The sequence below is a fragment of the Streptomyces sp. MH60 genome (genome assembly GCF_002939385.1).
Taxonomy (GTDB): Bacteria; Actinomycetota; Actinomycetes; order Streptomycetales; family Streptomycetaceae; genus Streptomyces.
This window is the reverse complement of sequence record NZ_MULI01000146.1, coordinates 1-7113: the sequence shown is the minus strand read 5'-3', so window position 1 is coordinate 7113 and position 7113 is coordinate 1. Positions and strand designations below refer to the sequence as shown.

General features: G+C 72.1%; 6 protein-coding genes and 2 pseudogenes. All 8 read left to right on the top strand.

Annotation, left to right across the window (positions count from 1 at the left end):
* A pseudogene (locus BZZ08_RS39160) lies at positions 1-531 on the top strand (hypothetical protein); the annotation flags it as partial.
* Between the two features lie 89 nt (positions 532-620).
* Complete coding sequence (locus tag BZZ08_RS37815) at positions 621-1043, top strand: phage tail protein (RefSeq protein WP_104636658.1); 423 nt, start codon at positions 621-623, stop codon at positions 1041-1043.
* A 28-nt stretch (positions 1044-1071) separates the two neighbouring features.
* Positions 1072-1794: a CIS tube protein gene (locus tag BZZ08_RS37810; protein ID WP_076975495.1), complete on the top strand. Its 723-nt coding sequence runs from the start codon at positions 1072-1074 to the stop codon at positions 1792-1794.
* Entirely contained in the window at positions 1794-3734 is a 1941-nt protein-coding gene (locus BZZ08_RS37805; RefSeq protein ID WP_104636657.1) for a VgrG-related protein, read from the top strand. Before BZZ08_RS37810 ends, BZZ08_RS37805 begins: the two co-directional genes overlap by 1 nt.
* A 34-nt stretch (positions 3735-3768) precedes the next feature.
* Positions 3769-4221 carry a GPW/gp25 family protein gene (locus BZZ08_RS37800; RefSeq protein WP_003974730.1) on the top strand — a complete coding sequence of 151 codons (453 nt, stop codon included), beginning with the start codon at positions 3769-3771 and terminating at the stop codon, positions 4219-4221.
* Positions 4221-6179, top strand: coding sequence for a putative baseplate assembly protein (locus tag BZZ08_RS37795; RefSeq protein WP_104636656.1), 1959 nt, complete (start codon positions 4221-4223; stop codon positions 6177-6179). Before BZZ08_RS37800 ends, BZZ08_RS37795 begins: the two co-directional genes overlap by 1 nt.
* A 59-nt stretch (positions 6180-6238) precedes the next feature.
* The gene (locus BZZ08_RS37790) at positions 6239-6748 is read left to right on the top strand and encodes a phage tail protein (protein ID WP_198601938.1); all 510 of its coding nucleotides are present in this window, start codon (positions 6239-6241) and stop codon (positions 6746-6748) included.
* Positions 6745-7113, top strand: a pseudogene (locus BZZ08_RS37785) (zinc ribbon domain-containing protein); the annotation flags it as partial. The gene BZZ08_RS37790 and the pseudogene BZZ08_RS37785, both read left to right, overlap by 4 nt.

Here is a 7113-nt window from a genome sequence, read left to right as displayed (position 1 = left end):
GCCGCCGGAGCCCCGCTCCCGGTGGCCCCGCTCACCCCGCCCCGGCCGTCGGCGGCCCGGCCCGAGCTGCCCGTCGCCACACAGGCGGCGCCCGCGCTCCCGGACACCGCGCCGGACGCCCCCGCCCCCGCGAGCGCCGCGTCCGCCGATATGCCGCCGGTCCAGCGGTTCTTCCGCCGTTCCCACCGCGCCGGACGCACCACCGCCGCCCTCGCCTCGCACACGGCCGCCACCGTGCTGGACAACCTGACCCGGCTGCACACCCCGTCGTCCCGGCCACGACCGGACGACCCGCCGCCCCCGTACAGCGACCCGCCGCCCCCGTACGAGGCGGGCTCGGGCGCACAGCCCCCCGAGGATCCCCCGCCCGGGTACACGGCGGTCCCCGAAGGCGGGTTCGACCCGCGGGAACTCACCGACTTCCAGCTCGACGAACTGGTGCACCGGATCATCGGCCGCGTCACCCGTCTCGTCCGCACCGAACTGCGTATGGACCGCGAACGGATCGGCAGACTGCGCGACCCGCGCTGACCGGACCGCACCGGCCCCGCCGGACGGCCGGACCGCCCCGAGGGCACGCCCGCCCGCCACCGTTCCCCGACAAGAAAGGTCGACCCCCGATGACCCGTAAGGACCCGGGCTCTTCCATCTGGTTCAGCCTCGCCATCGACGGCGAGAGCCTCGGCTACTTCAACGGGTGCGAGGGCCTGTCGACCCAGGTGGAGGTGGAACAGCGCCAGGAGGGCGGCAACAACGGCTTCGTCTGGCAGCTACCCACCCGCGTCACCTACTCCAACATCCGGCTGACCCGCCCCCTCACCCCGGACACGGCGAAGGTCGCCAAGTGGATCTCGTCCGTGCAGACCGGCATCAAACGCCCCACCGCGCAGATCTCCGCCCTGCGCGCGGACGGGTCGCTGGTCGCCCGCTGGGGGCTGATCGACGTCCTGCCCGTCAGCTGGCAGGGCCCCAGCCTCGACCCCGGCAGCGCGTCGGTGGCCAACGAGGTCCTGGAGATCGCCCACCACGGGTTCACGGACTGACGGCGCCGCGGAGCAGAGAGGAAGACCCATGGCCAAGAGCAGCAAGGGCGCCGGCAAGAGCCTCGTACGCGCCAACCTCGCCATCCACGAGCCGCCCACCGGCAAGTCCACCTCACCCGGTGCGCTGATCAAGCGGTTCCCTTTCGAGTTCAACCCGGCGCAGCTGTCGATCAGTCAGCGCTCCCAGTGGAAGTCGACCCCGACGGCGGCCGTGCGGAAGGCCGCGAAGCCGCAGTTCATGGGGGCCGAGCCGCGGGAGATGACCCTGGAGATCTTCCTGGACTCCTCGATGAAGCCCGGCGGCAACACCGTCATGAAGAAGGTCGAGTCGCTGCTGATCTGCTGCGAGGTCACCGCCAAGAGCCTGGCCGCCAAGCAGCCGTCGCCACCTTGGGTGATCTTCGAGTGGGGCTCGTTCTCCACGGCCCGGTTCAACGCCTACGTCGCGTCCATCGAGACCCAGTACACGCTCTTCGGCACCGCCGGCGTCCCCATCCGCGCCACCTGCCAGATGGCCCTGGTGGAGATACCCGGCCCGACCCCGAGGCAGAACCCGACCTCCGGCGCCCTCACCGCCCAGCGCGTGCACCGGGTCGTCGCGGGGGACTCGCTCCAGTCGCTGGCCTGGAGCGAGTACGGCAGCGCCAACGCGTGGCGGGTGATCGCCGAGGCCAACGGCATCGACGATCCGTCCCGCCTGCCGACCGGTACCGAACTCATCCTGCCGGCCACCGAGGAGGTGCCTCACTGATGGTGCGTCCCGCCTTCTCCAGCATCGTCGAGGTGAAGATCGGTGGCGCCCCGCTGTCCGACACCGTCGCCCCGATGCTCACCGACGGATGGGTCGACCAGGGCGTCAACGTGCCCGCGGCGTTCCGGCTCACCTTCCGCGACCCCCACCACAAGCTCCTCGGCGACCTGAACGTGCAGTTCGGCACCAAGGTCGTCATCACGCCGATCGCCGACGGCGAGGGCAAGGGCAACCCCCTGCTGACCGGTGAGGTCACCGGCCTGGAGGCCGACTACGACGGCACCGGCAGCTTCACCGTCATCCGCGGCTACGACTACGGGCACCGGCTGATGCGCCAGCGCCGCGTGGCCGCGTACCGCAACCAGAAGGCCTCCGACATCGCCCGCAAGCTCGTGGCGTTGGACGGCGTCTCCATCGGCCGCATCCAGGCGACCAAGGGCACCTACGGGTTCATCTCCCAGTCCAACGTCACCGACTGGGACTTCCTCGCCCGGCTCGCCGACGAGAACAAGATGATCATGTACTTGGACTCCAAGGGGAAGTTCCGGTTCGTCACGCCGAAACCGTCGGCCGGCGCGCCCTCGCCGAACACGGACGGCGACCAGAGCACCTTCGTCCTCCAGGCCGAACACGACATCCTGCGGCTGCGGGCCGCCGTCACCGCCGCCGACCAGATCGGCAAGGTCGAGTCGCGCGGCTGGAACGTCACCACCAAGAGGAAGATCACCGAGACCGCGCCGGCCACCACCGACCCCGGCATCAGCATCAAGTGGACGCCCGGCACGGCCGCCGGCAAGTTCAAGCCCGGCAAACTCGTCGAGACCGCCAACCCCTACGACAAGCAGGACGAGGTCCAGAACGCCGCGAAGGCCCTCGCCTCCGACGTCACCGCCTCCTTCGCCGAGCTGGAGGTCGCCGCCAAGGGCCACCCCGACCTGCGGCCCGGCGTCCCCGTCGCGCTCGCCGACGTCGGCACGCCCTTCGAGGGCAAGTACACCGTCACCTCGGTACGCCACCACTTCGGCGACGGCGTCCCCTACGAGTCCTGGATCACGGTCAGCGGACGCCAGTGGCGTTCCCTGTACGGCCTCGCCTCGGGCGGCGGCGGGGGCGGCGGCGCGGACCCGGCGAGCGCCGCCCGGCTGCCCAGCGTCGCCAACGCCATCGTCACCGACGTGCAGGACCCCCTCAAGCAGGGCAGGGTCAAGCTGCAGTTCCCGTGGCTGGACGACACCTACATCAGCGACTGGGCGCGCAGCGTCCAGATGGGCGGCGTGGCGGGCGGCGGCATCTTCCCCATGGACGTCGGCGACGAGGTACTGGTCGCCTTCGACCGGGGGGCGCTGGACCACCCGTTCGTGATCGGCGGCCTCTACAACGGCCGGGACGTGCCGACCAAGAGCGACGTGCCGCTGCACGACGGCCTGAAGAAGAAGGCCGTGCGGCACACCCTGTCCGACCGCCAGGGCAACCGCGTCGACCTGCTCAGCCAGCGCACCGGCGGGCGCAAGCAGGGCGTGCGGATCGCCAGCGGCAACGACAAGCTGACCATCAACCTCGACCGCACCAAGACCGAGATCACCGTCGACAGCAAGGGCTCCGTCAGCATCACCGGCAGCCGCTCGGTGTCGGTGGACGCGGGCACCGACCTGTCGCTCAGCGCCAGACGTTCCCTGACCATCAAGAGCGGCGGCCCCCTCAGCATCCAGGGCGGCAGCATGATCAACATGCGCAGCGGGGGCCTGGTCGGAGTCAACGCGGGAGGCGCCCTGAACCTGGGCGCGGCCGGCGCGGCGACGCTGAGCGCCGGGGCCGCGACGACCATCTCCGGCACTGTCAACGTGCAGATCAACTCCGTCATGACGAGGATCATCGGGGCGACCTTCGAGGTCAAGACCCCCATCTTCAAGGTCGCGACCATCCCCGTGCCGGGCCTGTGACGAAGCGTTTCCGAGGAAGGCAGGTTGCTCTCTGATGGCCGAACAGTTCGTCGGCTCCGGCTGGTCGTTCCCGCTGCGGATCGGGCCCACCGGCGGGATCGCCCTCGTCAGCGGCGAGCAGGAGGTGGAGGAGGCCATGCGGCTCATCCTCGCCACCGCGCCCGGAGAGCGGCCGATGCGCCCCGAGTTCGGCTGCGCCATCCACGACCTCGTCTTCGCGCCCGTCAACGAGCAGACGGCCGGCCGCATCCAGCACGAGGTGTATGTCACCCTGGACCGCTGGGAACCACGCATCGAGGTCCACGACGTCGACGTCACCACCGGCGAGGAACAGAACGTCCTGTTCATCGACGTCCGTTACTCGATCCGCGGCACCAACAACCCACGCAGCCTCGTCTTCCCGTTCTACGTCATCCCCTCCCACGACGAGCCCGACCTCCCCGACGCTCCGGCCGGTCTCCCGGGCTCTCCCGAAAGCGACCGCTGATGCCCCTGCCCTCTCCCAACCTCGACGACCGCCGCTTCCAGCAGTTCGTCGACGATGCCAAGCGCTACATCCAGCAGCGCGCCCCGGAGTGGACCGACCACAACGTCTCGGACCCCGGCGTCACGCTCGTCGAGACGGTGGCCCACATGGCCGACCAGATCGTCTACCGGCTCAACCGGGTCCCGGACAAGAACCACCTCGCCTTCCTGGACCTGGTCGGCATCACGCTGTTCCCGCCGTCGGCCGCGCGCACGGACGTCACCTTCTGGCTCTCCGCACCGCAGGAGGACACGATCCTCGTCCCGGTCGGCACCGAGATCGCCACCCTGCGCACCGAACGCGACGAGGCCGTCGTGTTCGCCACCGAGCACGACCTGCGCATCGTCCCGTGCGCGCTGGACCGCCTGGTGACGCAGATCCGCGGCGAAGCCGTCAGCGACCGCACCACGGACCTCGCCGAGAGCAAGGACGTGCTGTGCTTCGCCGAGGCGCCCAACCCCGGCGACTGCATGCTCATCGGCCTCAGCGCCGCCGTCCCGGACTGCGCGCTCGCGCTCGAACTCGACAGCCGCGTCGACGGTGTCGGTGTCGACCCGCGCCAGCCGCCGCTGGTCTGGGAGGCCTGGACCGAGGACGGCTGGCAGTCCTGCGAGGTCGACCGCGACGGCACCGGTGGTCTCAACCGCCCCGGCGACGTCGTGCTCCACATACCCGGCGGGCACGTCCTGTCCCGCAACGGCGGCCACGAGGCCGGCTGGATCCGCTGCCGGGTCACCGAACCGCTGACCGGCCAGCCCTTCTACACCACCTCGCCGACCATCCGTTCCGCCGAGGCCTACACCATCGGCGGCACCACCGGCTCCATCCACGCCGAGACCATCCTCGACGAGCCCCTCGGCGAGTCCACCGGCCTGCCCGGCCAGCGGCTGAGGCTCGAACACGCCCCCGTCGTCGCCGGCGAACCGTCCGTGCTCCTCCAGACCGCCGCCGACGACGGCTGGCAGGACTGGCAGGTCGTCCCGCACTTCGCCGGCTCCCACCCCGACGACCACCACATCACCGTCGACGCCACCACCGGCGAGATCGCCTTCGGCCCCGCCGTCCGCGAGGCCGACGGCACCCTGCGCCAGTACGGTGCCGTCCCGCCCAAGGGCGCCGTCATCCGCGCCCGCCGCTACCGCACCGGCGGGGGCAGGGCGGGCAACGTGGCCCGCGGCGCCGTACAGGTGCTGCGCACCTCCATCCCGTACGTCTCCGAGGTCGTCAACCGCGAGGCCGCCCTCGGCGGCGTCGACGGCGAGACCATCGAGGAGGCCAAGCTCCGGGCCCCGATCACCCTGCGCGCCCAGGAACGCGCCGTCACCCTGCGCGACTACGAGGAACTCGCCCGCCGCGCCGCCCCCGAGACCGCCCGCATCACCTGCCTGGAGGGCGCGGAGAACGAGTACGGCGCCCACGCCGTCCGGGTCCTCGTCGTCCCCCAGGCCGTCCCGGACCCCGGCGGACGCCTCCGCTTCGAGCAACTCGTCCCCGGTGACGCCCTCTTGAACCGCATCACCCGCCACCTGGACGAACGCCGCCTGATCGGCACCCGGCTCGCCGTCGGCCCGCCCTACTACCAGGGCGTCACCGTCGTCGCCACCGTCCACGCCTTCCGCGACGTGGACGCCGACCGTGTGCGCCGGCAGACCCACGACGCCCTCTACCGCCACCTCGACCCGCTCACCGGCGGCTCCGACGGCAAGGGCTGGCCCTTCGGACGCCCGGTGCAGACCGGTGAGCTGTTCGCCGTCCTCCAGCGCGTCCCCGGCGTCGAACTCGTCGACGAGGTCGTCCTGCACCCGGCCGACCCCCTCACCGGCAAGCGCGGCGACCCCACCAACCGCATCGACCTCGACGCACCCGCCCTGGTCTTCTCCTACGACCACCGGGTCCGCGTGATCGGGGACAGCGCGTGAAGTCCGCCTCGCGCCGGGGCTCCGTCGACGGACTCGGCTCCTCGCTGCCCATCGCGTCGATGCTGCCGGCCGTCTTCGCCGACGACGACCTCGCCCTGCGCTTCGTCGGCGGCCTCGACGACGTCCTCGCACCGATCCTGAACGTCCTGGACTGCCTGGACACCTATTTCGACCCCGCGCTCACCCCGGCGGACTTCGCGCAGTGGCTCGGCACCTGGGTCGGCGCGGAGACCGACGGCACCGAGGCCGAACCCATGCTGCGCGCCGCCGTCGCCGCCGCCGCCCGGCTGCACCGCGTACGCGGCACGCTCCAGGGCCTGTCCGAGACCGTCCGGCTCTCCTTCGGTGTCGCGCCGGAGATCACCGAGAGCGGCGGCGCCGTGTGGAACGCCCGGCCGCTCGGCCCGTTCCCCGGCCGGCCCCGCCCGCAGCTGCACGTCGCCCTCCGGCTGCCCGACCCCCGGCCCGTCGACGTCCACCGGCTGGACGCCCTCGTCGCCGCCGCCCGCCCCGCCCACATGCCCTACACGGTCGAAGTGACCGCCTCCGAAAGGACCCCGGAGAGATGACCACGCAGAACTGCGCCGAGTGCGGAACCCGCGCGGAACCGGGCCAGTCCTTCTGCGACGCGTGCGGCGCCGTACTCAGCTGGGACCAGGCCGGCGCCGCCGCCCGCACCCCGCAGCCCGCGGCCGCCACGTCCGACCAGGGCCCCGGCTTCGACGCCTTCGCCGGCGCCGGCGTTCCTCCGGCCCGCACCGGCCGCCCGGCCGCGGCATCCACGGCGACACCCGCCCAGGGCACCGACGAACCGGCCGGAGCCCTCGGGGACAACCCGACGCTGCCCCAGCCGCGCCGCCCGGCAGGCACCGCGGACACCCCGGCCGCCACCCCCGGGGACTCGGGGAACACCCCGGACACCCCGGACACCGCG

What these genes read in the sequence shown, in the direction of transcription:
- BZZ08_RS37815 (WP_104636658.1), top strand. Translation starts at nt 621, where the DNA reads ATGACCCGTAAGGACCCGGGCTCTTCCATCTGGTTCAGCCTCGCCATC.
- BZZ08_RS37810 (WP_076975495.1), top strand. Translation starts at nt 1,072, where the DNA reads ATGGCCAAGAGCAGCAAGGGCGCCGGCAAGAGCCTCGTACGCGCCAAC.
- BZZ08_RS37805 (WP_104636657.1), top strand. Translation starts at nt 1,794, where the DNA reads ATGGTGCGTCCCGCCTTCTCCAGCATCGTCGAGGTGAAGATCGGTGGC.
- BZZ08_RS37800 (WP_003974730.1), top strand. Translation starts at nt 3,769, where the DNA reads ATGGCCGAACAGTTCGTCGGCTCCGGCTGGTCGTTCCCGCTGCGGATC.
- BZZ08_RS37790 (WP_198601938.1), top strand. Translation starts at nt 6,239, where the DNA reads ATGCTGCCGGCCGTCTTCGCCGACGACGACCTCGCCCTGCGCTTCGTC.
- BZZ08_RS37795 (WP_104636656.1), top strand. Translation starts at nt 4,221, where the DNA reads ATGCCCCTGCCCTCTCCCAACCTCGACGACCGCCGCTTCCAGCAGTTC.